Here is a 24,373-nt window from a genome sequence, read left to right as displayed (position 1 = left end):
GCTCCCTTCAATTACCTTTCAGGAAAGAGAACATATATGGCCATGCCCTGGGGTTTTCTTTCATAAACAGATGTCCGCCGTCAAATATCTTAAGCTCGGAGTTCGGGATGGCGTTGTGCAGAAATTCGGAGTTATCAACCGGGGCAACACCATCATCCTTCCCACAGGCAATGAGGGTTGGCATGGTTAAATGATGAAGTTGTTGGTGAACATCGTGCTTTGAGCGTGCTGCAAACTGATTGATCATAGCCTTGTGCTTTACCGGATCTTCGTAGTTTGGTCGTGCGCCTTGATAATAATATTGAAAAGCCTTCTCAGCTTTCTCCGGGTTGCTCTTTTGCCATTCAGGAGTGTGCTGAAGGTTCATTTTGGTCATTATGAAGCGCGCATACTCTTCCGCGGTCATATCGGTGAGCTCATGCAGAGGATAGGACGAGCCGCCTTCACCGCCAGAACTTGTACAGCATAAGGTAAGGCGAGAGACACGATCAGGATGCCTTAATGCAAAATGTTGGGCCACCATTCCACCAAAACTAACCGCTACAACGGCTGTCTCCTCCCACCCGAGATGATCAAGAAGTTTTGCGATATCATCTGCATAATTTTCCATTGTTGGGGGTGTATCCGGAGAACTGGATTGACCCATTCCACGGTGATCAAAATTAAGAAGTTCAAATTCACTGGCGCCAGGTGCATCATAAATTGATGGTGTCTGGCGAGTATCAGAGTTGGTCCCGGTGATAATCATTAGGCGAGGGCCATGCCCTTTGATCTTGAAGAAAAGGCGATGAGAGCCTAAATCCGCGAACCCCTGTTGCTCGTTGGCGGGCAAGATAATGTCCCTTTTTTTATAGTGTTGTAGTCAGTTATTAGTACCCTGAACGGTGGCGGAAGGAAAGGGTGTCATTCAATAGTGTATTCTGACATTCTTTCTTTCAGGATAAGGATGGCTTCATCACATAATTCCAGCAATGGAAGTGCATTCTCCAACACTTTTTGTTTTTCTCCAGCTTTTGTGTCCACGTCAATTTGTGTGGCGAAGGCGGCCGCTTTCATCAAACCAAACTGACCAAAACTGCTTTTGATCATATGGGCTTCCCGTCCAACGCCCTGCCAATCTGCGTCGGCTACAAAATTGAGGATATTTGCATGATTAATTTCATATTGTTCCAGCATTTTGTCCATCAGAGACTTAACAACATCATGTCCAAATGTGTTGATGAAATCCCTGTATATACTGTCATCAATAGTAAGGGCGCCCTCTTCACCGTCAGATGATGTCTGATTGCCTTTAAGCGCCAATTTCAGTTTCCAAATATCTTCCCCGCGTTTTTTCAGGTTGGAATATGTCAGCAGAGTATCTTTAAGCTCCCACTTTTTTATGGGTTTCGTGAGGTAATCGTTCATGCCTGCATCCAGACATCTGCGTCTTTCTCCAACCTCGATATTCGCGGTGAGGGCAATAATGGGGATTTCGTTTATCCGGCCTGGGAATTTCCTGATTTCCCGAGTTGCTGCGATGCCGTCCATCTCAGGCATTTGAATATCCATAATAACCAAGTCATATTTACATGTGGCGACAGCGGCAACAGCAAGTTCTCCGTTATCAACCAGATCGACTTTGTGCCCCCATTTTTGTAAGAGTTCGGTGATAACAAGTTGATTTACAGGATGATCTTCTGCAACAAGAATTGAAAGGTGAGGGGCATTTTCTTCCCAAATGTCGTCGATGGAGGTAGCTGTCTCTTTTTCCGCTAAGGGCTGGTCTGGATCGGGGAGTTGGTATTTCACATCGAACCAGAAAGTAGAGCCTTTGCCGGGATGAGAGTTGACACCAATGGTACCTCCCATCAGCTCAACAAGATTGTAGCAAAGGTTCAACTCCAACCCTTCCAACCCGGTTGAAGCATCCTCAAATGAACTTAGATCACCAAATTTAGTAAACAGATCTTTTTGTTTATCCTCGGTAATTCCTGAACCGGTATCTGTTATTTCGAGGTAAAGTTTTTGTCCGTTCTGATCAGTTTTATTTTGAATGTGGACGCTGATACTGCCTACATTTGTGTATTTTACAGCATTGTCGAGAAGGGTGTTCACAATCTGCGCAAAACGTCGTGCATCGAAACTTAGGGTTTCAGGAACATCCTTGTGAAGGTTGAATGCGAAATCCAACCCTTTGGAGTGAGCTGCGAAAGCCCATTTCTGTTCTATCTTATCAAGAATATCTTTCAACTTAACTGTCTCGACCTGAAGACCAATATTGGAGCTTTCTATGCGCGCCAGATCCTGCAGATCACCCATCAATTTGGAGAGCTCATCACTTGCCTTTTTTATAATCTTTAAGTGTTTTGCCTGTTCTTCGGACAATTCCGTTGTCTTTAATAAATCATTTGCGGCATAGATGCCTGTGAGGGGGGTTATTAGCTCATGGCTAACGACAGTTAAGAAATTCGAACTTGGTTGCTTTGTTCGATCTTTCGCAGCGGTTTCTTGGTTAAAGATCAGGCTGGTCTCAGTATTCGAAAGAAGGGACTGGTTGATCTGGTGCAGATGAATAATAAAACCTTTCACGCCGACATTCTCTGCAATCAAGTCAAAAGCCTGTCCGCCGTATTCGATTTTTGCCGAGAAAGTACTGTTGGGATTCTTCTGTAGGGCGAGATGCATGTCCGAGAGTTTATGCACAAACTCAGGGGAGCGTAACGGCTTGTTCTGAAACGATTTGAGAAATTCTGAAAATGTCAGTCCGAGAGATAAGGCTTCATCTTCTAATCCTAGTAAATTCACTGCGCGAGTGTTGTAATGGCTGAGTGTCATATTGTCGTCGAAAACCAATATGGCTTCGGAGGATAGCTGCAAAGATGAACTTAGAATGTCTTCCAAATTTGCAAGCTCTTGTTTTTGTTGGTGTGTTTCCGACACATCACGCCAGAGGCTCACATAGCTTCCATCTCTTAGTCGACTACACGTCAACTCCATTCTATCGCCGTTTATCAGTTTAATTTTCTTTATGCCAATCGGGGCGATAAAAAAAGCGATCAAGTCATCAACCCAGTGCGGAGCGGAAATCTGATCTTCATAACAAATGGCTTTATAGGAAATATGCGTAAGAAGTTCTGATAACTCCAGATTTTCTGTGCTCTTTACGCCAAGTCGCTCCATGGCAGAGGAAAATGACTGATTGTGGAAAACCAGCTTCTTTTCGACATCAAATATTGCGAAAGGATTTGGAAACAAGCCGGAAAGCTCTTGATATAATTCGCGTTGATAGTCGAGAGCCATGTCCAGTCGATTTCTTTTGTGTACGCGAGCCAATTGCCTGCATAAAAGATGAATGGAGGATTTTGACTGTTCTTCGATTTTACAGGGTCGGTTAGAGAAAAACTCTAGAATTGCGACAACTTCGTTATCGGAAACAACAGGAAAAGCAAAAACGCTAACTAAGCCTTCTGTGAGCGCTATGCTTCTTCGATTGAACTCTCTTGATTTTACATTTTCCAGATTTCTAACACTTGAATAGCTTTTGTTAGCCAAAATTTTCCCCAGAAAACCTTCACCGAAACTAATCCCATGCTGCTGGGATATCAGTTTTAATGTATGGAAACTGGTTTCTTCTTTTGAATACCAATAATGCGAAATATCCTCATCATCTAATAATATGAGATGAGCGAGATTTTGCATCTCTTTCTCTGCTATGAGTTCCAGGCATTGGGTTGCAGCCATTTTAAAAGATGTGGCCTCATATATCTGCATTGACCCTAAATATGTAATATCACAGGCCTTATTGTAATTCTGAAGATAATTCTTTTGGCGGCTGTCTCTTGCAATAACACGTGTAGCGTGAAGCGACATACTGCCCATAAGAACAGTGAAGGAGGTCAATCGCACGAACTCAATTTCTACAGCTGAAAAAAAAGTGAGATTACTTGTTAAGAATGTAGGTGTTGCCAACAATACAAGACCGCTGAAAAGGGCGTAACCCGACCAGTATCTAATTTCCCGAGTGGAAAAATCTTTGAAATGGGTAAGGATCAGGTAAGCTGCAAAAGAGACAAGAATGGACGTAAGAGCAAGGGTAAAGCCAATTGCAATAAGTGTTTCCGGTATGTTGACCCGCGATATATAATGTTGAAGGAAAACGAAGAAGCAAATTGAAATGCCAAAAGCGATTTGCGCTGCTTTGCAAAAATCCTGACTTTTGTGTTTTCCGAAATGGTTTTCCAGAAAAACTGCGGTAATAACGGAAGATGATAGATAAAGAGGCGTCACAAATAACTGTAACCCGGCTTTTTCGATTGTGATGCCATTTTGTGTAAAACTGTAGGCAAACAGCAAGTATTGCAGTTGCAATATCACTATGCCTGTCAAAAACAATCCGACCGTATAGAAGATGCTGTATTTTGAGTAGCGGTTTAATCCAACAAGAGAGCCGCAAAAAACAGTTGTGCAAATAAAGATCGCCGCAGAAAGGTATAAGCTATTATCAAAAGCAGCTTTGTCTTGGGACGAGGTTTCAGAAGAGAGATACAGAGCTGCCAAAATAGTTAAGGTGAGCCCATAAGGCAGTAACACCAGTATCTTGCCGGGCCATTCCAGCAAGGACGAGAATTTGTTGTACTGCTCTTTAATTTCTGGCATTTCTTTATAAATTTCAACTTGTTAGAATGCTGACTTTCACTTTGTTGCCAACGCCAAAATACTCAATTTTTTCAAAGTCCAACTGACTTGCCACTGCGATGCCTCGCCCGTGATATTGATCACCGCCGGTTTTGGATCCTGTATTTTGTTCCGGATTTAAATATTTTGCAGAGTTAAAGCCGCTACCCTCATCTGTGATCGTAATTTCTATTCTGTGAGGTTTTCTAACGAAGCTAAGAAGGGCTATGCGATCCTGGTATTGAGGCATTTTCAATCTGCGTTGAACTTCTTTTTGCCAGTTTCCTTCTTTAAGAAGGGCACTTTTCTCTTCATATGATATTTCAAGGTTGCCATGTTCAACGGCATTGATCATTAGCTCGAGCAGGCCAATTGATGTGAGTTGAGGTTCTGGACACTGGCTCGATATTAACTGGCATAGCGCCTGCGCCTCTTCCAGTGATTTAAACATGAAATTGACGCATGTTTTTTCAGAAAGTGCCTGTTCTTCCACGTAAGGGAAATGGGACCAAGTGCCGAACCCTTTCAAGTCAAATGTCGTTAGCAGACACGCCAACTCATCAACATCAAAAACGACATTCGCATCTTGCTCCAGGCTCTCCAGAATTTTTAAATCTGATCGGTTCCTTGTTTCGGCACTATGGAACAGAACAACAGATGTCACCTTGTTCTGCAGATCTTCAATTTTTGAACATAGTTCCTGGCCACTTTCTGCGTGGATGGACGTGCAATCAACGATAGCCAGACTATGGTTTTCAGCAGGGGAGGGAAAATCCCCATCTACGCGTTCCCATGGCATAACGGAAGGCGATACGGGCATCCCCATATCAATGACGCTTTGTATCCTATCGCTGCTGTTACTTAGCAATATGATATTTTTAATTTCAATTGCTGGCGAATTCATGGAGGTTTTCCAAATAGATTATGGTTAGGTCATCCGGTGCTTCCCCCGATAAGCGTCCTTTAAAATTTTGAACTAATTTATTTAGGCCTTTTGCTGGAGTTGGGTTGGTTTTCCATAACTCTGTTGCTTCTTTACGCAGCCCTTCTTCCCCAAGCTGTTGATCTTCATTTACATGCACTTCCACAAGCGCGTCACTGTACACGAGAAACTTTGCGCCCTGTTCGAAAGGAATGTTACTTTTGGAATAGGTCCAGTTTTCCCTTAACCCAAGGGGCATTCCTCTTGAATTGCAAAGTTCAAACGTTTTCTCAGGACCAGCTTCCATTAGGAGAGGGGGTTGGCATCCGGCCGAGGCATATGTGATTGACTGATCGTTTTGATCAAGGCAGCAGAACAACATAGTGGCGTAGGAGCCACGAGGGAGGTTCTTGTGTAAGAAATTATTTAGCTTATTCAGTAGCTTATCTGGCTCTGTGAAGAGTTCAGTTTCGCCTGAAAGCCAGGTTTGCATCCGGAACGTATTGAGCGCAGCAGCTACGCCATGACCTGAAAAATCGGCCATGAAAAAAGCTACTTTACTGTCACTAATTGGGAAAATACCTCCGATATCACCACCAAGCTCAGAGGAAGGCTCGTAGTGCCAGCCGACTTTGACACCGAATTGCTTTTCAATACCCCTTAATTCCTCTGAGGAAGGGCAGATATCCAATTGCAACTGCTTTGCCTGCTCTAGTTCCTGAGCCACCCGATCATGATAGGAAAGAAGTTTTCCCATCAGGAAATTTTTCTGCAGGTGCACTTTGGTCCTTGCGAGAATTTCAAACTTCTTAATTGGCTTAACAACCATATCACTCGCGCCATAATCAAAGGCGCGGGTAATATCTGCAGCGGTATCTCGACCACTTTGAATCAGGATGGGGATGGCCGCAGTATCTGGTCGCTCCCTTAAGATTTTGCAGAGCTCAAAACCATCCATAACAGGCATTTCAAGATCCAGAATGATAAGATCTGGTTTCTCTTCATTAATGGCATCCAGTGCTTTGCGACCGTCTTCCGCAAAGGTGATGTTTTTATAGTTATCTGTCATAAGACAGGCGCCAATCAATTCCCGAATAAGAGGGGAATCATCCACCACCATTATTTTGGCATTAGACAAATCAACGTCTTGATTAACCAGATCGTGGCGTTGTATTTGGCCTGATATATCTTGTACTGCTTTCATGATCCTGTCGCGGCTAATCAGTTTCTAATAGTCATAACTTTATCGAATTCAGAAATTTCCAGAAGTCGCTTCACTTGACCATTTGGAGAAACGAGAGCGAACTTTATGTTATTCTTCTCGGCTGTTTCAAAAGCGATCATAAGCATCCCGAGACCGGCTGAATCGACGGCTTTAAGCTGAGATAGATCCAGTGCGCATTGGTTTTGGTCGGTGGATTTTATGCTATTCAGGATTTCTCTAAAAGCGTCGTGATCTTCAAAAGTGAGACGCTCGGATAAAGCGATGGTCAGTCCACCATTGGTTGTGCTCGTTGTACTTTTCATTAACTTAATCTCCTAAAACAACTCGATGTCGTCATCGTCATCAAATTCTTCAGACAGTTCGTCGAAGAAAATATTGTCATTTTTATCAGTGTCATTGGATGTCCGTGTCGTGGGTGCAATATCAGTGCTTTTCGAGGAAACTTCCTGCTCACCGAATACAGCGTTCATAAAACGATCCCGCATCTCACCAAGCGTAAGGTCTTCAATAATGGATTTGAACCAATCTTCCTGTGACGGGATTTCCATAAGATCACCATCATACTGAAGTTTCGTTTGATCTTCGAAAGCGCTGAGGCTTTGTTCCATAACAGCAAGCGTACCGTTGAGGTTCTCAATGCGCTGTTTGGCACGGTCCTGAAACTGCAACTTGGTTATGACACCGTAGATGTCTTTTGTAATGTCTGTGGAAACATTCTCTGATGCTTGTAGAGCTTCAGTAAACTGTGAGTTCTGCCTCACAATACAGTCCATCAAATCTCGGATTGTATCTTTTACCAGGATGTTTTCTGAAAGATCAATATTGGCGACTTCACGAATTTGTTTATGTCCGACACGAACGCCTTCCGCCACATTGGAGATTTCACTTCTCATCGTATCCGCCAGCGCATTGACGGCCTTGGCAAGATCCTGAACCTCATGGGCAACGACAGCAAAGCCCTTGCCGGCTTCTCCGGCTCGGGCTGCTTCAATACGTGCGTTAAGAGCGAGCAGACTGGTTTGTTTATTGATGCCTTCAATATCACCGATAAGTTTCTCCACTTTTTGAACATCATCGGTAACGTCGTCCAAGGCATAAACAACCTGAACACCGTGCTTGGAAGTATCTACAATTTTTGAAATCATTGAAGTCAGGTGATCATCCACGGTTTGAATAATGCCAGTTAGATCAAAGTTTTTGCCTTCATATTCAATATTTTGCGCTGATTCCAACAATCCGGCTAAGTATTCTCCTTGCTTTTGCGTGTTTGATGCCAGGCCTTGGAATTTTGTGGAGATTTCTGTGATGTTGGTCTCCATCAAATCGGACACAAGATTCATTTCGCTTGCCACAATCTGAAGGGCTTTTTTCTGTGTATCTGACATGCTAAGCCAACGAGCGAGAAGCTCACTAGCATCTGCATACTCTTCTGGAGTGAGTTGAATTTCCTCCAAAACTTCCGGCTCAAAATTCTCTTCCACTTCAGCGGAGATCTCTATTTCAGATATCTGCGCTGTCGCTGTATCCTCGATGACTTCAACGGGATCCAAAGGAATATTTGTCGGTGTATCGTCAATTAGCGTCATATTCTGATGGCCCTTACGTCTCGTTTTTCGAGTTGTTTCATGAGAGTGCTGGCAACTTGAGAAAGGGGAACTTGCAATTCAATTCCGCCTGTTTCGAAGGCCACTCTAGGCATACCGTAAACGACTGAACTCGCTTCATCTTGCCCAATGGTAAATGCGCCAGCTTTTCTTAGGTGCAGCATTCCTTCGGCTCCATCACGCCCCATGCCGGTCAAGATCACCCCGATGACGTTGCTTCCTGCTACTTTTGCTGCAGACGTCATTAATACATCAACAGAAGGGCGATGGCCGCTGACAGGGGCATCATTTGTCAATTTGCAGATGTAGTTTGCCCCAGAACGAGCAAGTTCAAGATGTTGCTCTCCGGGGGCAATATAGACATGACCCGGCAATACCCTTTGGGACTGTTTGGCTTCGCACACAGAGATTCTGCTCATCCCATCCAGGCGATTTGCAAATGAGGTTGTAAAAGTGCCTGGCATATGTTGTGTGATCATCACAGCCGGGAAATTGGCGGGTAGGGCAGTAATAACTTCGCGAATTGCTTCCACGCCACCGGTAGAAGCGCCGATACAAACGATTTGTTCGGTTGTTGTGAAATGCTGAAAAGTCTTACTTTCAATCGGTTTTGGTGAGCTTGGTCTTTTGGCATGAACCTTCGCTCGTGAAGCCGTTTTGACTTTACTGATGATCTCAGATGCTTTCTCTGTGAGACCTGCCTGCAAATCGCTTGTTGGTTTGCCAATGTAGTCCACTGCACCAATTTCGAGCGCTTTCAAGGCAATTTCCGCACCTTCTTGGGTGAGGGAAGAGATCATGACCACAGGCATGGGCCGAAGCGCAATTATTTTCTCAAGGAACTCTAGCCCATCCATACGAGGCATTTCGATATCCAATGTCAGAACATCGGGGTTCAACTGCTTGATCATTGTACGCGCGGTAAGTGGATCTGGGGCTGTTCCCACCACGTCGATCGAGGGATCAGATGTCAGCATTTTAGTCAGCATCTGGCGAATTAACGCGGAATCGTCAACTATTAGGACTTTAATTTTTCCAGTCATCAGTTTCCCCATTAAAAAAGGTCAATTTCGCCAGAACCCGAGGCTTGTTTCGGAAGCTTTCTGCGATATTCATTTTCTTCTTTCAGAAGACTCAGATCATCTTTTCTGCGTAGCAAAAGACGATCAACTTTGCCTGTGATTGGATCATAGTGAATACGCCGCGGATGCGGACCACCCAGGTCACAGGCAAGAGGTGTCAGGCCCTCATATTTCAGATAATTAAGCGCAAATCGGCCGTTGTTATCGCCAACTAAGACAGATCCGGGCGTCACATTTCCCCCGCCGAAAAGTTTTACTTCCAGTCGCTCTCTCTGTCCGCCTGCCTTCAAAATATCGTTGATCAGGGTTTCCATGGCATAGTTGCCGTAGCGCATGTTGGCGCTTGTTGTCCCCCAATTACCAGTATCACTTTCTGGCAGCATAAAATGGTTCATCCCTCCAACGCCAATCTTTGGATCCCGAATACATGCAGAGACGCATGAGCCAAGTATCGTGACGATCATTTCATCTTCACCTTTACAGATATAATGATCACCCGGATGTACTCTGACGACAGTTCGGTTCCATTTTGGATCAAAGTATTTTCGCCGTGTCGTTGTCAGGAATGGGTCAAGTTTACGGTCAAACCGTTTTTCTGGCGGACGAGTTTGAGTGTGGTTCATGAGCTGACCTCACCCTTGAAATATGTGGTGCGGCCATGCAGGTGTAGATTTTCTGGTTTCTCATGCAAACTTTCTGAATGTCCAAGGCAGAGCATTCCGCCATCCCGCAGCATGTCAGTGTATCTGGAAACCAGATTGTTTTTGGTCTGGGTATCAAAATAGATCAGGACATTGCGGCAAAAAATGACATCATACTTCTTCTTCATCGGCCATTGATGAAGTAGATTTAACTGCTTGAAGTGGATGTGATTTTTTACTTTTTCCTTGATATAGAGACTGTCGCCCCGAATGTTGCAATGATCCGAGATAACTGATTTGAAAGGTTCATCAATGGACTGGATGGCGTCAGCTTTGTAGACGCCAGCTTTGCCCTTGTTCAGCATGTTGGTATCAAGGTCCGTGGCAAGTATCTTGAAGTTCCAACTCGATAAAGATGGAACTTTGCTGAGCAAATAAGTTGCAATTGAATACGGCTCTTCGCCGGAAGAGCATCCGGCGGACCAGACCAGAAAGGTTTTGTCCGATAATCTGGATCTGTCCCGAGTGACCTTCTGGGCGTGGGCCGCCAAACTTTCGAAGTGGTGGCTTTCTCTATAGAATTTTGTCAGGTTCGTCGTAATCGCATTTACCAGAAATCCAGTTTCATCATCCGAACGTTTGGAGTCCAGTAGATCACAATACTGACTGAAAGAACGCATTCCAAGTTCACGTAACCGTCTGGCCAGACGTCCATAAACCATATCTTTTTTGTGATCGCCAAGAACAATACCGGTAAGTGAATACACCAGGCTTGTGAGTTTTTTGAACTCTTCGTGCGTGAATGAAAACTCACGCTTTCTTTCGGCAATTGTGCTTTGCTGCGTCATATATCTTTCTCAGTTTACGCCTGCCAGGGTTGAGCCCTGGCAGGAGTTAAATAGAAGGACTACTTAGAACTCGCTCCAGTCTTCTGCGGCAGACGAGGCGCTGGAGACTGCAACCATAGGCATGCTCGGCTGAGAAGCAGGCGCTTCGGATGTTGCGGTATTAGCAGAACCATTTTGCAACGCCGGACGAACTACACTTGATGCAGCGTTGCTATCCACTTTGAAGAATGAGATGCGTTCGCGAACACTTTCCGATTGCTCTTGTAGTGTTCTGGATGCGGCTGCATTTTCTTCCACAAGGGCAGAGTTTTGCTGTGTCATTTCATCCATCTGTGAAACAGAGCGGTTAATCTCGGAGATGCTGGTTGATTGCTCATCACTGGCCGCCGCGATTTCGGAAACGATATCACTCAAGCGTTTGATGGAATCTACGATCTCTGTCAGGGATTCACCTGCATTACCAACAAGGCGAACACCGTCTTTAACTTCGTTGCCACTGTCATTGATCAACCCCTTGATGTCTTTGGCAGCTTGCGAGGAGCGTTGAGCCAAAGTACCAACTTCCGCCGCGACAACAGCGAAGCCTTTACCCGCATCCCCGGCCCTTGCAGCTTCAACTGCTGCATTGAGAGCGAGGAGATTGGTCTGGAAGGCAATTTCATCGATGACACCGATAATGTCGGAGATTTTCTGGGAGGAGTCCTCAATACGAGACATCGCATCGACAACTTCACTCACCACTTCACCACCTTTTTCGGCAACATCTTTTGCAGAAACAGAAAGCTGATTTGCTTGCTGGGCATTTTCAGCATTTTGTTTGACCGTGGATGCCATTTGTTCCATTGCAGCTGCAGTTTCTTCCAAATTGGAAGCTTGTTGTTCAGTCCGCTGTGATAGATCCATCGTACCCATATTGATTTCCTGGGCAGCGCTGGCAACTTCTGCAGCGGCGGTTGCGATATCACTCACGATACTGGTGAGTTGATCAGATGTGCCGTTGGTGTTTTTCTTAAGCTCTTCAAACAGTCCCTGATACTCGGAATCAATTCGCTTGGTGAGATCACCTTCAGCAAGAGATGAAAGGGCACTCCCAACATCTTGCATCGCACTTGAAACCGTGTCTGATAAGCTGTTGATTGCTTCTGAAAGGTTGAGCATAAAGCCTTCTTTGCCTTCCAGTTGCAGTTTGGTGTTAAAGTCACCAGCAACAGCCGCGGAAACGACACCGTCGATTTCCTGTTCAATCAGTTTTTCAGCAGTTACATCTGCCCATTCCACAACTGTACCAATGCGTTCGCCATCGTCGGAAAGAACCGGGCTTGCAATCAGATTGTAGAAGTTGCCACCGACCTCAATGTTCGTATTATAAGCATGTGTCAGGCGGTCCAACATACCACGTTGATGACCTGGGTTTTTGTGGAAACTGTCGATGTTGACACCAATAATATTGGCAGCATCAAACTGAGGCAGGTCTTTCTTCATATTGCTCTCATTTTGATGCAGCATGGCTTTCATCGTATCGTTGATATAGACGATATTGTAGTTTGCATCTGCCACCATCATATTTGTGGTGCAGTTATCCAGTGCTGATTTGATGCGGGAGTTTTCATTCGCAACACGGCGTTCCTGCTCAAGGCGTTTTTTTTCTTCTGTAACATCGGCCCACTCTACAACGGTACCTATGCGTTCATTAATGTCATTCATTACCGGTGAGACAACTAGATTGAAGCTGCGCCCGCCAATTAGTAGGTCGGTTTCAAAAGTGTCTCTTAGATTGTCGAGCATGTTGCGTTGATGTGCAGGGTTTTTGTGGAAGGTATCAATATTAGTTCCAACCACTTTCTTGGCCTCAAAGTTCTTAAGGTCGGTTTTGAGATCTGCCTCATTCGCTTCCAGCATTTCTTGCATCGTTTCGTTGACATAGGCGATATTGTAGTCTTCATCGGCGACCATTACATTTGTTCGGCAGCTATCAAGTGCTGCTTTTGTGCGCAGGTTTACCGCAGCTTGTCTGGTGATTTCCAGAAGTGCCCGACAGATATTACCGATTTCATCTTTGCGTTCTGTACCAGCGACGTCGACTTTTTTGCCTTCCGCGATGGCCTGAATTGTGAAGACAAGAACACCCATTGGTTTAGTAATTGAACGTGAAATCAGGACGGCAAGTGCAATGCCCGCGATTAATCCAATGGCAAGCAAGATCCAAAGATCGCGCATTAAAGCATTTGCATCCTTAATCAAAACTTGCATGGATTTTTTTGTTTCATTCACGGTAAAGGTTTTCAGGCCGTCGGCTCCGGATAACAGGGCAAATAACTCTTTGCTAATGTCTGTTGCTTCGGCCAGTCGAAGAGAACGATCAGAGTTCCATTGAACAGATGAGGGGTCCAGAGCAAGTACATTTTCTTGAGCATTCTGGTATTGAGAAATCAGGTCTTTGATATCTCCCCATTTGTTTGTCTCAGCCTCGTTCCATTTAGTTGCGTCTTTATCAACACTGGCGACCAGTTTATCGATATTTTTCCAGTTTTTGGCTTGTGCTGCTTTTTCACTAGAAGCACCTGTCACCGCATAGGCACCAACATGCGCCATGCTTTCGAATACATTTTTCTCAAGATCAGAAAGGTGCATTGTGGTTGGAAAAGTGTCGCGATCCACTATTTCAACGTGAGATTTGGTAAGGGACGCATCATTTACGCCAACACCCACAGCAATAAGCAGGATGGCAAGCATCACGGCAAAGCCTGCAAACAGTTTAGACTTGATGGTGAGCTCCGGTATAGCGAACTTGCCCGCCGAGCGTCCTTGATCCATCTGTGGGGGTGACTGAAATGTTGTATCTGTCATTTTAATTTTCCTCACGGATTAACTCTGGGGCGCGCCATTGGCGTCCGCCACATCGATTGAAGTTTCAATGATTTCTGAATGGAAAAGGCTGGCAATATCCAGCAAGGCAACCATTCTTTCCCCTGCTGTTACAAGGCCAAGAATATGCTCCTCATCCTGACGGTCATCGAGATCCGGAACTTTACAAATTTCGCTCCCCTCAACTGTTAGAATGTCGGAAACACGATCAACTAGGATACCAATAATCCGATCCTTAACAGCGACGATCACAACAACATGGATGGATGTTGCATCAGTAACGCCTTGCCCAAACCGGCAGCGAAGATCAAATATCGGTACTATAATTCCTCTCAGATTTAGAACCCCACGCATATAGCTAGGCTGGTTCGGCAAAATGGTCACTTCGCTCCATGCCTGAATTTCACGCACTTTCATAATGTCTACAGCATATTCTTCGTTACCAATGGCAAAGGTTACAAATTGCTGGATACCCTGAATTTCACTTGCGGTATCGCTGCCCTCTGCAATCTGTGGAGGGGCATCTGCTGGAGCAGAAGAAGCCGGGGAGATGTTTTGCTCAACTTCCATATTAATTATCCTGCAGTTGGTTGTTCTAAGGTTGCATTGTCAGTTGCCTGTACAACTTGCTCAATGCCATGATGTTGCTCATCCAATTCTGAGAAGACGTGTTCTTCTTCGTCATGAGCGAAAGAGGTGCTTGATTGGGCTATACGATAGACGGCTTCGATATCAAGAATTGGGGCAACCTTACCGTTCCCAAGGATCGTTGCCGCGGAAATACCGTTGACGGGCCTGTAATTGTTCTCAAGGCTTTTAATCACAACTTGCTGCTGGCCTATTAGTTGATCAACCACAATTCCGACAGTGCCAAATTCTTCACTCTCGACAAGAACCACAAGCGCCTTAGCTGGGTCTTTCCGCGCGTTGGGAATATTGAAGACCTGATATAGGGGGCATAACGGGATATAATGTCCTCTAATGCGCACCAGCTTTTGGCCATTTGGCAGACGTTTCAGAGCATCGCGTTCTGGACGCAAACTTTCTACTATATTCGGAATAGGGATGACGTATTTTTCACCGCCAGCTTCAACAATCATGCCATCCATAACCGCCAGTGTAAGGGGTAGTGTCATGGTGAACCGAGAGCCTTGACCAGGTGTTGACTGAATGGAGACACGACCGCCAAGGGCTTGAATGTTCCGCCTGACAACATCCATGCCAACACCGCGACCAGAAATGTCAGTTACCTGTTCGGCGGTAGAGAAACCCGGCGCGAATATCATATTGTCGATTTCATCATCAGACAGTTGCGCCCCTTCGGAGATGAGCCCGCGTTCGAGAGCGCGGCTGAGCACGGCTTTTCTGTTAATGCCGCGCCCATCGTCAGCAATAGTTATGACAATTCGGCCCCCGCGGTGTTCTGCAGATAAGGTAATTACCCCTGTTTCGGGTTTTCCGGCTTTTACCCTCTCTTCGGGACCTTCCAAGCCATGATCCAAAGAATTGCGGATCATATGAGTAATGGGGTCGCTAATCTCTTCGATAACGGTTTTGTCGACTTCCGTGTTTTCTCCAACAGTATTCAGGACGACTTTCTTGTTTAACTTGTTTGAAAGATCGCGAACCAACCTTGGTATTCTTGAGAAAACAGATTTCACTGGCTGCATCCGAATTGCCATTACGCTTTCCTGCAATTCACGTGTATGCAGCGCAAGTTCTTCCAGCCCTCTGATCATGTTGGGCATTTTCTCTGTAGGTAGATCGTTGGTCTGCTGAGAAAGCATTGACTGAGTGATAACGAGCTCGCCTACCATGTTTACAAGGCGATCAATGCGATCCAGATCCACACGAATGGAAGATACTTTTGCAGCGCCCTTGCTTGCGGCAGGTACGGTTGCTGTAGGAGTGTTTTGTTGTGAAGATACTTTCTCAGGTTGCTGATCGGTTTGTTTTTCATCTTCGACTGAAGTCTGTTCCTCAAGATCAGCTTCAACGGCTTCAATAGATAGGTCGCAGTCTTCCGTAACAAACTCGAACACTTCCTCAACGTCATCTAATGAGGCCTCAGTTGTCAGGTGGAAAATCCAGGAAATATAGGCTTCTTCACCGTCCATGGCCTTTAAGGCAGGGAGTTTTTCAAGGCTGGCAGTTGATGTTAGTGTCCCTAGTGTTTTGAGTTCACGGACGATGAGCAGTGGTTCATTTGCATGTTTAAACAATTCCGCTTTTGGGGCGAAAATGATTTTGTAAGCGGTTTTGCCTTCTGGTTTGTCTTCGGGCTCATCCGCAGTTTCGGTGGGACTTGGTGTAGATGGCTGTGGTGCAGCACCTCCTTTTACAATTTTAAGGATTTCATCTAGCACCTGACGTCCGAAGTCTTCAGATAAGGTTTCTTCATTTTCTGCCGACTCAACCATGGCGGCCAGAATGTCTGCTGCGCGAAACAAGAGGCTGACCCCATCTTCTGTAACTGCAATTTTTCCAGTTCTCATGCGGTCAAGCAGCGCCTCAAACTCGTGGGAGAACTCTGCGAGTTGAGTGAACTTAAATGCGCCAGCTCCTGCTTTAATTGTATGTACAGCGCGAAAGATTGCGTGCAATACCTCAGGATCGCTCGAACCTGAACTCAGTTCAGATAATTGAGTTTCCACATCCGAAAGCAGCTCAGAGCATTCAGCGAAATAGGTCACCTTAAATTGGTCAAAATCATCCATTTGAAGAACCCTTTTTTATGTCCTGACTATCCGCACACTTTCTGCACAACTTTCAGTAACTTCTCAGGTTCAAACGGTTTCACTATCCATCCGGTAGCACCGGCTGCACGTCCTTCATTTTTCTTGTTGTCATCACTTTCTGTTGTGAGAACAAGAATAGGGGTAGAGCTATGGATTGGGTTTTGCCTTAAGGCTTTTACCAGGCCAATACCATCCATGTTGGGCATGTTTATGTCTGTAATGACAAGATCAACGCTGTTTGAGCCAATCGTATCCAATGCGACAAGACCGTCTTCGGCCTCAACAACTTCATATCCGGCGCCTTTTAACGTGAAGCTGACCATGTCACGCATGGTCTTGGAATCATCAACTGCGAGAATTTTTTTAGCCATCTCTAGCTACTCCATTTTTCGAAAATGTCGTTTAATCCCAAATCTAAAAAGGCGAGAGTGAATGGTTCGGTGGGATTGGTAATTCGAACGGAACCGCCATCATTTTCAACAAATAGTCCGGCGGCGATCAGGACCTGAAGGCAGGGGGTTGTGATCGTTTCCACCTTGCCCGCATCAATCGTAAGATCATCATGAGGGACGATGGTGCCTACAAATTGTTCTCTTAATTCTTCTGCTACGCCAAGATTGAGAATTTCTGGCAGAATTAAATTTGTACCCGCATCAGTATTTTTTGTGCCCATGTACCCATTTTCTCTCTGTTTTCAGGAGGTATCAAACAACGGAGAAAGCAACTTTTTTTTGAACTATTTTTAAGATAAGTTCAAATATACTAATTTAGAGTTAATCATATTTGCTTATGCACGATTAGGTTATATATAAACAATGTAATTACCGCACGTTCAACTGTTTTGCGTAAGAAAAAATCTCAGTAATTGTGAGGGTGAGACTTGAGTTTTGCGCCCTACTAATATGACAAATAGGTAAAGTGCAAGATTAGTAAAATATTATTATTGCAATTGATGATCTGACGCACTTCTACCATAAGGAGAAGCGAGAAAGTTTAAAAACGGAGAAGTGAGAAATATTTAACGAGACGTTACAGCGGCATTTGCTCCGTTCAACTCAAAAATTCATTCACTAAAAGGTGTTGGTTCAAAGATGACTAACTGGCATGAAAATCTGGTTTTTGACAAAATCTATCTGGCGAGCCTTGACCTTACCGGCTCCCAAGAAATATGTGATCAAATCAATAACACAGTGAAAGTAGCTGCAACATTACCTTCTGATAGTGCTTTGGAAAGCCTTGATCTAAAAAATTCCGGCAACCAGCTATTGATTGTAGATCTTTCAAATTCAAAAAAAGAAATAATTGAAACGCTAATTAGGATGTTAGCCGAAAATGAAAGGTTGCAAGTTCTTCTGCTCGTTCAGGAAACCCAGCTAGAGACATATCGGTTTCTTTTCGCGTCAGGGCAAGCGGATTTTTTGGTGCCGCCATTTAGTGCCGAAATACTCCGGTGCAGGCTGCAAGCACTGAATAGCCGCGCACTCTTGTTTCGAACAACCGCTACTTTGTCTGATAAAGATCCGCTCACCTCTCTTCTCAGCCGCCAGTCCTTTATCGAACGTGTGATGCCAGCCTATTCCAGTGCTATAAGGCAACAGCTTTCTCTCAGTTTTTCATTGATTTCGGTAGAACGTCTTGACGGGATTAACCGCCGTTTTGGTCAGAAGGTGGGTGATCAGGTCCTCAAAAGGTTGGCAGAGGTTATTGTCAATCGTCTGAGGACCACAGATTACGCCTGCAGATATAGCGGGCGTTCTTTTGGGGTCGTAACAGTAAATATGCGTCCCTCCTATATGGAGACCTATCTGGACGATATATTATTGTCTTTTCTTTCAAGTGATTTGAAAGCAGGGCTTGTAACGCTTGATATCAAAGCGTCAATCGGTGGGACCCGTGATGTTGGAGATGATATCGAGGCCATGTTGAACAAAGCTGAATTGGCTCTCTTCACATCAAGGGAAAAAGGCGCAAATCAGATTACCATTCTGTAGCAAAAAAATTGCCGATGTTTGCATTTGCTTCTGCTGCCGGTTTAGTCGCTGGAGGCAGGCTGAAGGAAATCATCTCATCTGTATCTGGGTGAGGGAATGCCAAGTAACCGGCATGAAGCATTAAACGATCTGCCATTCCGCGTACCCGTTCATCAGCGTATAATGGGTCACCAAGGATAGTGTGACCCAGAGCCTTCATATGGACCCGTAACTGATGAGAACGACCTGTAACCGGCATTAACATCACCAATGCCCGATCTTCGCGCCGCTCAAGAACTTTCCAATGGGTGAGGGCGGCTTTGCCGTTTTCATAATCAATTTTCTGCAACGGACGGTTGGGCCAATCGGGGAAAAGCGGGATGTCTATGGTACCGCCGTCGTTGATGGGGTTTCCATCCACCCATGCCAAATACCGTTTTTCGACTTTGCGCTGTTGAAAAGAACGCCCAAGGCTGCTTTGACTTACTTTGTTCAATGCAATCACGACAAGTCCTGACGTTTCAAGATCCAGGCGGTGCACAATTGTGGCCGTTGGAAAATGAGGGGTAATTCTGTTGATCAGGCAATCTTTTTTGTGGGCCTCCCGTCCTGGTACCGTGAGCAATCCTGAGGGCTTGATGGCAAGCAGTATTGCCTGATCTTTGTAAAAGATTTCAAGGTTTGGCGTTTTGGGAGGATTATATGGGTTCATTTCAGGTCGGACACTCTCATTTGTCACCCTTATAGTGCCTTAAAATGAGCAGTGCCAGACTGAAATTAAATTTGCGAACTCCTAGCGGCCTAACAATTCATTTGAAATGATTTGTTTCATGATTTCCGAGGAACCACCAGCAATGCGGGTCATTCTATTGTCTGCCCATGCCCTGCCGATGGGATATTCCCACATATAACCATACCCACCATGCAACTGAACGCATTCATCCAGAATTTGACAGAGCTGATCAGTGGTTTGGAGTTTGGCAATGGCAGCAGTGGTCGCGTCCAATTCGCCTTTCAAATGATCCGCAAGACATCTGTCGACGAAGGCTCGCAGCATGACGGCTTGGGATTTAACCTCTGCCAATTTGAAACGGGTGTTTTGAAAGTCTGAAATCTTTTTGCCGAAAGCGTTGCGGCCCGTTGTGTATTCCACAGTCCATTCAAGTGCCGCCTCGATAACGGCGACGGAGCGCAGGGCAATTACCAGACGCTCCTGCGCAAGTTGTTCCATAAGTTGCTTAAATCCGCGCCCTTCCACACCTAGGAGGTTTGATTTTGGAACACGAACATTATTGAAGAATAACTCGGAAGTGTCCTGAGCTTTGTAACCCACTTTCTCAAGATTTCGTCCTCGATCAAAGCCTTCTCGGTCCCCTTCCACTAGAATAAGGCTGACGCCCTTACCAGCGGCGGATGGATCCGTCTTACAGGCAACAACGACAAGATCTGCCAACTGACCATTACTGATAAATACTTTCTGGCCGTTGATAACATAGTCATCACCATCGGAAATGGCTGTGGTTTTGATACTTTGTAAATCTGAACCTGCACCGGGCTCCGTCATGGCAACAGCTGAAATGACATCGCCGCTAACGAGCTTGGGCAACCACTTGGTTTTCTGCTCCTCAGTACCGTAGTGGATAAGGTAGGGCGCGACAATTTCTGAATGAAGATGGAAAGCAGGGCCGGTTGCGCCAACTCGCGCAATTTCCTCACAGAAGATCGCACTAAAGAGAAAGTCTACACCAGGACCTCCATATTCTTCAGGAACAGTGCAGCAAAGAAAGCCATTTTCGCCGGCTTCCTTCCAGATTTCCCTCGGGACTTGCCCATCCTTTTCCCACTGGTCATGAAAAGGAGCAATTCTTGTTTCTGCAAATTTTCTAGCAGAGGCGCGAAAGATGTCGTGCTCTTCATTAAAAATGGTGCGTTTCATTAAAATCCACCCTGATTTTTGTTCTTTGTTGGGGTCAATCAACGGTATCCTTTGATTAAATAATAAGCAAGCTCATTAAAATCAAAATTGAATAATGCAAAATTAACAATATTCTAATATTAAGGTGGTGTACCTTAACCGTTTCTTGTTGGAGAGTGACATAAATGTTGGAGACTGTGGCCGGAGATTTTCAGCCTGATCAAAATTGGTCTGAAAAAAATAGGATCCTGATTATTGAAAACTCTCTGTTCTATGCCAGCCTGATTATGAATGAAGTTCGCCAGACTTTTGAGGGTGAAATTGATCTGGCATATACATTTGCCGACCTGGAACGTCTCGTCGGTGAACATAAAGAGGAATATTTCCTGACACTTTCAAACCTTGTTTTGCCTGATGTGGAAGAGGGAAAAGGTGTCAGGTACGCGCGCGAAAATGACATTCCAACAATTGTTTTTACCGGTTCTTCGGACGAAGAGAAAATCACTGAATACAAGTCGATTGGAGTGACGGATTATATCATCAAGGAAAGTCTTTCCAATTTGGGGTTGGTGAGCAAACTTATCAAAAGACTTGATCAAAACAGGCGTGTTAAAGCGCTGGTCGTTGATGATAGCAGTTCTTTTAGGTTCCAAATGCGCAAAATTCTGGAACATCAACTATTTTCCGTGGAAGAAGCAACGCATGGTGGGCAAGCCATAGAAATGGTTGCAGAAGATCCTCAGATTAGATTGGTGATTACGGATTATCATATGCCAAAAATGAACGGTTATGAACTTGTTCAGAAGTTGCGAGGGATCCGTAATCCCAAAGACCTCACCATTATTGGGATGTCTTCGGATAGTGAAGCGAAACTTGCTGTCAACTTTATGCGATATGGGGCCGATGACTTTTTGCATAAACCCCTAAGTGAAGAAGAATTTACAACGCGTGTCTCCATGTGCATGGACAAAATGGATATGCTGAACGAGCTTTCAGTGAGTGCAACAACAGACCCACTGACACGCCTTTGGAACCGTCGTTATTTCCACGAGCAGGGACCCATTCTTTTAAATACGGCTAGCAAACAATCCATTCCTGTGAGCTTGGCAACCTTGGATATTGATCACTTTAAACGGATCAACGACACATACGGACACGACGCGGGAGATCAAGTCCTAACCAGGATTTCAAATAAACTCTTTAACAGTGTTCGAAAATCAGATTTGTTAGCGCGCGTGGGAGGGGAGGAATTTTGTCTCGTCGCGGTTGATCTGGACCCAGAATTCAGGGAACAGTTTTTTGACAAGTTACGCAACGCTATTTCAGAGGAAGAGTTTGTGTTCAATGGCGAAAAAATAAATGTCACCGCCAGTATTGGGGTGACATCTAATATTTCCAAAGGTATTGACCACATGCTGACAACATCTGATCGTGCGCTTTATCAAGCGAAAGAGCAGGGGCGAGATCGGGTGATTTTCGCCGATTAATTACTCTAAACGTGGAAAGAAGAGCCGCAACCACAGCGGCCTTTTTCGTTTGGATTTTCGAAAGTAAAGCGAGACTCGAGACCTTTTTCTTCCCAATCCATCTCGGTCCCTTCCACATATTCAAGCGCATCAGCATTTATCAGAAGTCTGACATCGTCTTTCTCTACGATAATGTCATCGTCCCGTTGATCACTGGCGTAATCCATAGTGTAGCTGAGGCCGTTGCAGCCTGTATTGGTGATACCAATGCGAAGCCCAATAGCGTTATCGGAACTTGAAAGGAGGGACTTAAGGCGCGCGGCGGCTTTGTCCGTTAATGTCATAACCGTGTTTTCACTCATTTTCCATCACCCTTAAAACATACCTAGGTCAAGTTTGGCAGCTTCAGACATATTCTCAGGTGTCCAAGGCGGATCCCAAAGGATCTCAACCTCCACCTCATCAATCCCTTCAACCTGAATGACGGCATCGCGCACCCATCCTGGAATTTCTCCAGCAACCGGGCATCCCGGTGCTGTCAGGGTCATCCCTATATATGTATGCCCATTGTCCTTGATATCAATTACATAAATCAGTCCAAGGTCATAGATGCTAACCGGAATTTCCGGATCAAACACTGTTCTCAAGGCATCGATCACAGCCCCTTCAAATGAAGAGGTGCAAGTGCCTTCCTGATACGGGCCTGTCGCTACGGGGCGATCAATTTCAGATACTGTCATGTTGACTACTCTTGTTCTGTTACAAGATTTTTTTTCGCTGGCATTGCCTCTTTCAAGGCGTGCCAGGAAAGCGTTGCGCATTTGACGCGCATGGGAAATTGTTTAACGCCGGCCAATACACGTAATTCTTCTGGAATACTCGCTGGCTCCTTACCATCTTCGGTCAGCATGGTGTGAAATTTTTCAAATAGCTTCTCTGCTTCCTGGACGGTTTTGCCTTTAACAAGTTGTGTTAGCAGTGAGGCGGAAGCTATTGAAATCGCACATCCTTTTCCTTCAAAAGAAATGTCAATGATTATGCCGTTTTCGTCGATGTTTGTGTAGAGGGTTACCGTATCACCGCACAGTGGATTGTGCCCATGACCTTCATGGCCATGTGGGTTTATCACTCCAAAATTCCGGGGACTTTTGGAGTGATCCAGGATAACTTCCTGATACAGTTCCTTCAAATCATCCATCATTAGGCAAAGAACCTCTGAACCATTTGAATGGCATCCACCAGTGCGTCCACATCTTCTTTGTTATTATACATGGCAAAAGAAGCGCGAACAGTTGAAGGGACATCGTAAAAATCCATCAATGGCTGGGCACAGTGATGCCCCACCCGAACGGCTACGCCAGCTTGATCAATGATGGTTCCAATATCATGCGGATGAATACCATCCATTGTAAAGGAGACGATCGCTGCCTTATGCGAGGCTTCACCCAAGATGCGAACATTGTTCAATTTACGAACTTCTTCAGTTGCGTATGCCAGCAAGGACTGTTCGTGTGCGCCGATGTCATCAAATCCAATACTGTTCACATAGTCAATGGCCGCACCAAGGCCGATGGCCTGAACAATCGGTGGGGTGCCCGCTTCAAATTTGCTGTGGCCAGTGGCGTATGTGGTTTTGTCAAACGTGACGCGATTGATCATGTCTCCGCCACCTTGATAGGGCGGCATTTTTTCAAGCCATTCATTTTTGCCATACAGAACACCAATACCTGTAGGCGCAAAAATTTTGTGGCCTGTGAAGACATAGAAATCAGCGTCTAGATCTCTCACGTCCACTTTCATATGTGGAACAGCTTGCGACCCATCAATCAGAACTGGGATGCCTTTATCATGAGCCCTGGAAATAATCTCTTTAACCGGTGTAACGGTGCCAATGGCGTTAGAGACGTGGGTGATCGCAACAATTTTTGTCTTGTCTGTCAGGAGCTTGTCATACTCGTCCATCAAAAGCTCACCAGCTTCATTGATGGGAACCGCTTTCACAGTCGCACCAGTACGTTCAGCAATCAACTGCCAAGGAACGATGTTGGAATGATGTTCCAGATAAGAAAGCAAGATCTCATCGCCAGGCTTCAGGGCCATTAGGCCAAATGACTGAGCTGCCAGATTAATTGCTTCTGTTGTGCTTTTGGTGAAGATGATCTCATCCACGCTTTCAGCATTCAGATGCGCGCGAACTGTCTCACGGGCTCCTTCATACAGTTCCGTCGACTTTTGGCTGAGATAGTGAACGCCGCGGTGAACATTTGCATAGGTTTTGCTATAGGCGCTTTGGACGGCATCCAGAACGGCCTGTGGCTTCTGGGCGGAGGCACCGCTATCCAAAAATGTCAGGCGCTTGCCATGGATCTTTTCCTTGAAGATAGGAAAATCGCTGCGAATTTTTTCTACGTCGAATGTCATCAGCTCGCTCATTCCAGCAC

At 45.2% G+C, this 24,373-nt stretch carries 22 protein-coding genes; 2 read left to right on the top strand and 20 right to left on the bottom strand.

Annotation, left to right across the window (positions count from 1 at the left end; genetic code table 11):
- Window positions 1-7: 7 nt before the first annotated feature.
- From GUA87_RS12780 to GUA87_RS12715, 14 genes are all read right to left on the bottom strand, one after another.
- A complete protein-coding gene (locus GUA87_RS12780) occupies window positions 8-832 on the bottom strand; it encodes an alpha/beta fold hydrolase (RefSeq protein ID WP_193716922.1) in 825 nt (274 codons plus the stop codon).
- Window positions 833-903: 71 nt separating this feature from the next.
- Complete coding sequence (locus GUA87_RS12775) at window positions 904-4,638, bottom strand: response regulator (RefSeq protein ID WP_193716921.1); 3,735 nt, start codon at window positions 4,636-4,638, stop codon at window positions 904-906.
- A 13-nt stretch (window positions 4,639-4,651) separates the two neighbouring features.
- Complete coding sequence (locus GUA87_RS12770; protein WP_193716920.1) at window positions 4,652-5,560, bottom strand: ATP-binding protein; 909 nt, start codon at window positions 5,558-5,560, stop codon at window positions 4,652-4,654.
- Window positions 5,541-6,782, bottom strand: a complete 1,242-nt coding sequence (locus tag GUA87_RS12765; RefSeq protein WP_193716919.1) for a PP2C family protein-serine/threonine phosphatase — start codon at window positions 6,780-6,782, stop codon at window positions 5,541-5,543. The genes GUA87_RS12770 and GUA87_RS12765 overlap by 20 nt, the downstream gene beginning before the upstream one ends.
- A 17-nt stretch (window positions 6,783-6,799) precedes the next feature.
- Window positions 6,800-7,105 (bottom strand): STAS domain-containing protein, encoded by a 306-nt coding sequence (locus tag GUA87_RS12760; protein WP_193716918.1) that lies wholly within the window; start codon window positions 7,103-7,105, stop codon window positions 6,800-6,802.
- Between the two features lie 12 nt (window positions 7,106-7,117).
- A complete protein-coding gene (locus tag GUA87_RS12755; protein ID WP_193716917.1) occupies window positions 7,118-8,389 on the bottom strand; it encodes a methyl-accepting chemotaxis protein in 1,272 nt (423 codons plus the stop codon).
- On the bottom strand, window positions 8,386-9,450 hold the full coding sequence (locus GUA87_RS12750; RefSeq protein ID WP_193716916.1) for a protein-glutamate methylesterase/protein-glutamine glutaminase: 1,065 nt from the start codon (window positions 9,448-9,450) through the stop codon (window positions 8,386-8,388). The genes GUA87_RS12755 and GUA87_RS12750 overlap by 4 nt, the downstream gene beginning before the upstream one ends.
- Before the next feature lie 11 nt (window positions 9,451-9,461).
- Entirely contained in the window at window positions 9,462-10,112 is a 651-nt protein-coding gene (locus GUA87_RS12745; RefSeq protein ID WP_193716915.1) for a chemoreceptor glutamine deamidase CheD, read from the bottom strand.
- Window positions 10,109-10,978 (bottom strand): CheR family methyltransferase, encoded by an 870-nt coding sequence (locus GUA87_RS12740; RefSeq protein WP_193716914.1) that lies wholly within the window; start codon window positions 10,976-10,978, stop codon window positions 10,109-10,111. The genes GUA87_RS12745 and GUA87_RS12740 overlap by 4 nt, the downstream gene beginning before the upstream one ends.
- A 63-nt stretch (window positions 10,979-11,041) precedes the next feature.
- Window positions 11,042-13,825: a methyl-accepting chemotaxis protein gene (locus GUA87_RS12735; RefSeq protein ID WP_193716913.1), complete on the bottom strand. Its 2,784-nt coding sequence runs from the start codon at window positions 13,823-13,825 to the stop codon at window positions 11,042-11,044.
- Between the two features lie 18 nt (window positions 13,826-13,843).
- A complete protein-coding gene (locus tag GUA87_RS12730; protein WP_193716912.1) occupies window positions 13,844-14,413 on the bottom strand; it encodes a chemotaxis protein CheW in 570 nt (189 codons plus the stop codon).
- Window positions 14,414-14,418: 5 nt separating this feature from the next.
- The gene (locus GUA87_RS12725) at window positions 14,419-16,560 is read right to left on the bottom strand and encodes a chemotaxis protein CheA (RefSeq protein ID WP_193716911.1); all 2,142 of its coding nucleotides are present in this window, start codon (window positions 16,558-16,560) and stop codon (window positions 14,419-14,421) included.
- Between the two features lie 26 nt (window positions 16,561-16,586).
- A complete protein-coding gene (locus GUA87_RS12720; protein ID WP_193716910.1) occupies window positions 16,587-16,952 on the bottom strand; it encodes a response regulator in 366 nt (121 codons plus the stop codon).
- Window positions 16,953-16,954: 2 nt separating this feature from the next.
- Window positions 16,955-17,254, bottom strand: coding sequence for an STAS domain-containing protein (locus GUA87_RS12715; RefSeq protein ID WP_193716909.1), 300 nt, complete (start codon window positions 17,252-17,254; stop codon window positions 16,955-16,957).
- A 418-nt stretch (window positions 17,255-17,672) separates the two neighbouring features.
- Between GUA87_RS12715 and GUA87_RS12710 the strand changes: the two genes are divergently transcribed.
- Window positions 17,673-18,572 (top strand): GGDEF domain-containing protein, encoded by a 900-nt coding sequence (locus tag GUA87_RS12710; RefSeq protein WP_193716908.1) that lies wholly within the window; start codon window positions 17,673-17,675, stop codon window positions 18,570-18,572.
- On the opposite strand, the gene GUA87_RS12705 is transcribed toward GUA87_RS12710, so the two are convergent.
- Both GUA87_RS12705 and GUA87_RS12700 read right to left on the bottom strand, forming a co-directional pair.
- A complete protein-coding gene (locus GUA87_RS12705; protein ID WP_193717057.1) occupies window positions 18,559-19,263 on the bottom strand; it encodes a pseudouridine synthase in 705 nt (234 codons plus the stop codon). The two genes, GUA87_RS12710 and GUA87_RS12705, sit on opposite strands and share 14 nt — an antisense overlap.
- An 81-nt stretch (window positions 19,264-19,344) precedes the next feature.
- A complete protein-coding gene (locus GUA87_RS12700; RefSeq protein ID WP_193716907.1) occupies window positions 19,345-20,487 on the bottom strand; it encodes an acyl-CoA dehydrogenase family protein in 1,143 nt (380 codons plus the stop codon).
- A gap of 164 nt (window positions 20,488-20,651) precedes the next feature.
- Between GUA87_RS12700 and GUA87_RS12695 the strand changes: the two genes are divergently transcribed.
- The gene (locus GUA87_RS12695; RefSeq protein WP_193716906.1) at window positions 20,652-21,953 is read left to right on the top strand and encodes a diguanylate cyclase; all 1,302 of its coding nucleotides are present in this window, start codon (window positions 20,652-20,654) and stop codon (window positions 21,951-21,953) included.
- Between the two features lie 5 nt (window positions 21,954-21,958).
- On the opposite strand, the gene GUA87_RS12690 is transcribed toward GUA87_RS12695, so the two are convergent.
- From GUA87_RS12690 to GUA87_RS12675, 4 genes are read right to left on the bottom strand one after another with little or no spacing between them, the layout of a single operon-like run.
- Window positions 21,959-22,294 carry a HesB/IscA family protein gene (locus tag GUA87_RS12690; protein WP_227711857.1) on the bottom strand — a complete coding sequence of 112 codons (336 nt, stop codon included), beginning with the start codon at window positions 22,292-22,294 and terminating at the stop codon, window positions 21,959-21,961.
- Window positions 22,295-22,306: 12 nt separating this feature from the next.
- Window positions 22,307-22,672 carry an SUF system Fe-S cluster assembly protein gene (locus tag GUA87_RS12685; RefSeq protein ID WP_193716905.1) on the bottom strand — a complete coding sequence of 122 codons (366 nt, stop codon included), beginning with the start codon at window positions 22,670-22,672 and terminating at the stop codon, window positions 22,307-22,309.
- Between the two features lie 5 nt (window positions 22,673-22,677).
- Complete coding sequence (sufU, locus tag GUA87_RS12680; protein ID WP_227711856.1) at window positions 22,678-23,133, bottom strand: Fe-S cluster assembly sulfur transfer protein SufU; 456 nt, start codon at window positions 23,131-23,133, stop codon at window positions 22,678-22,680.
- On the bottom strand, window positions 23,133-24,365 hold the full coding sequence (locus GUA87_RS12675) for an aminotransferase class V-fold PLP-dependent enzyme (protein ID WP_193716904.1): 1,233 nt from the start codon (window positions 24,363-24,365) through the stop codon (window positions 23,133-23,135). The genes sufU and GUA87_RS12675 overlap by 1 nt, the downstream gene beginning before the upstream one ends.
- Window positions 24,366-24,373 lie beyond the last annotated feature (8 nt).

This window comes from Sneathiella sp. P13V-1 (assembly GCF_015143595.1).
GTDB lineage: Bacteria > Pseudomonadota > Alphaproteobacteria > Sneathiellales > Sneathiellaceae > Sneathiella.
The sequence above is the reverse complement of the archived record's forward strand: the minus strand, read 5'-3'. Positions and strand labels throughout refer to the sequence as shown.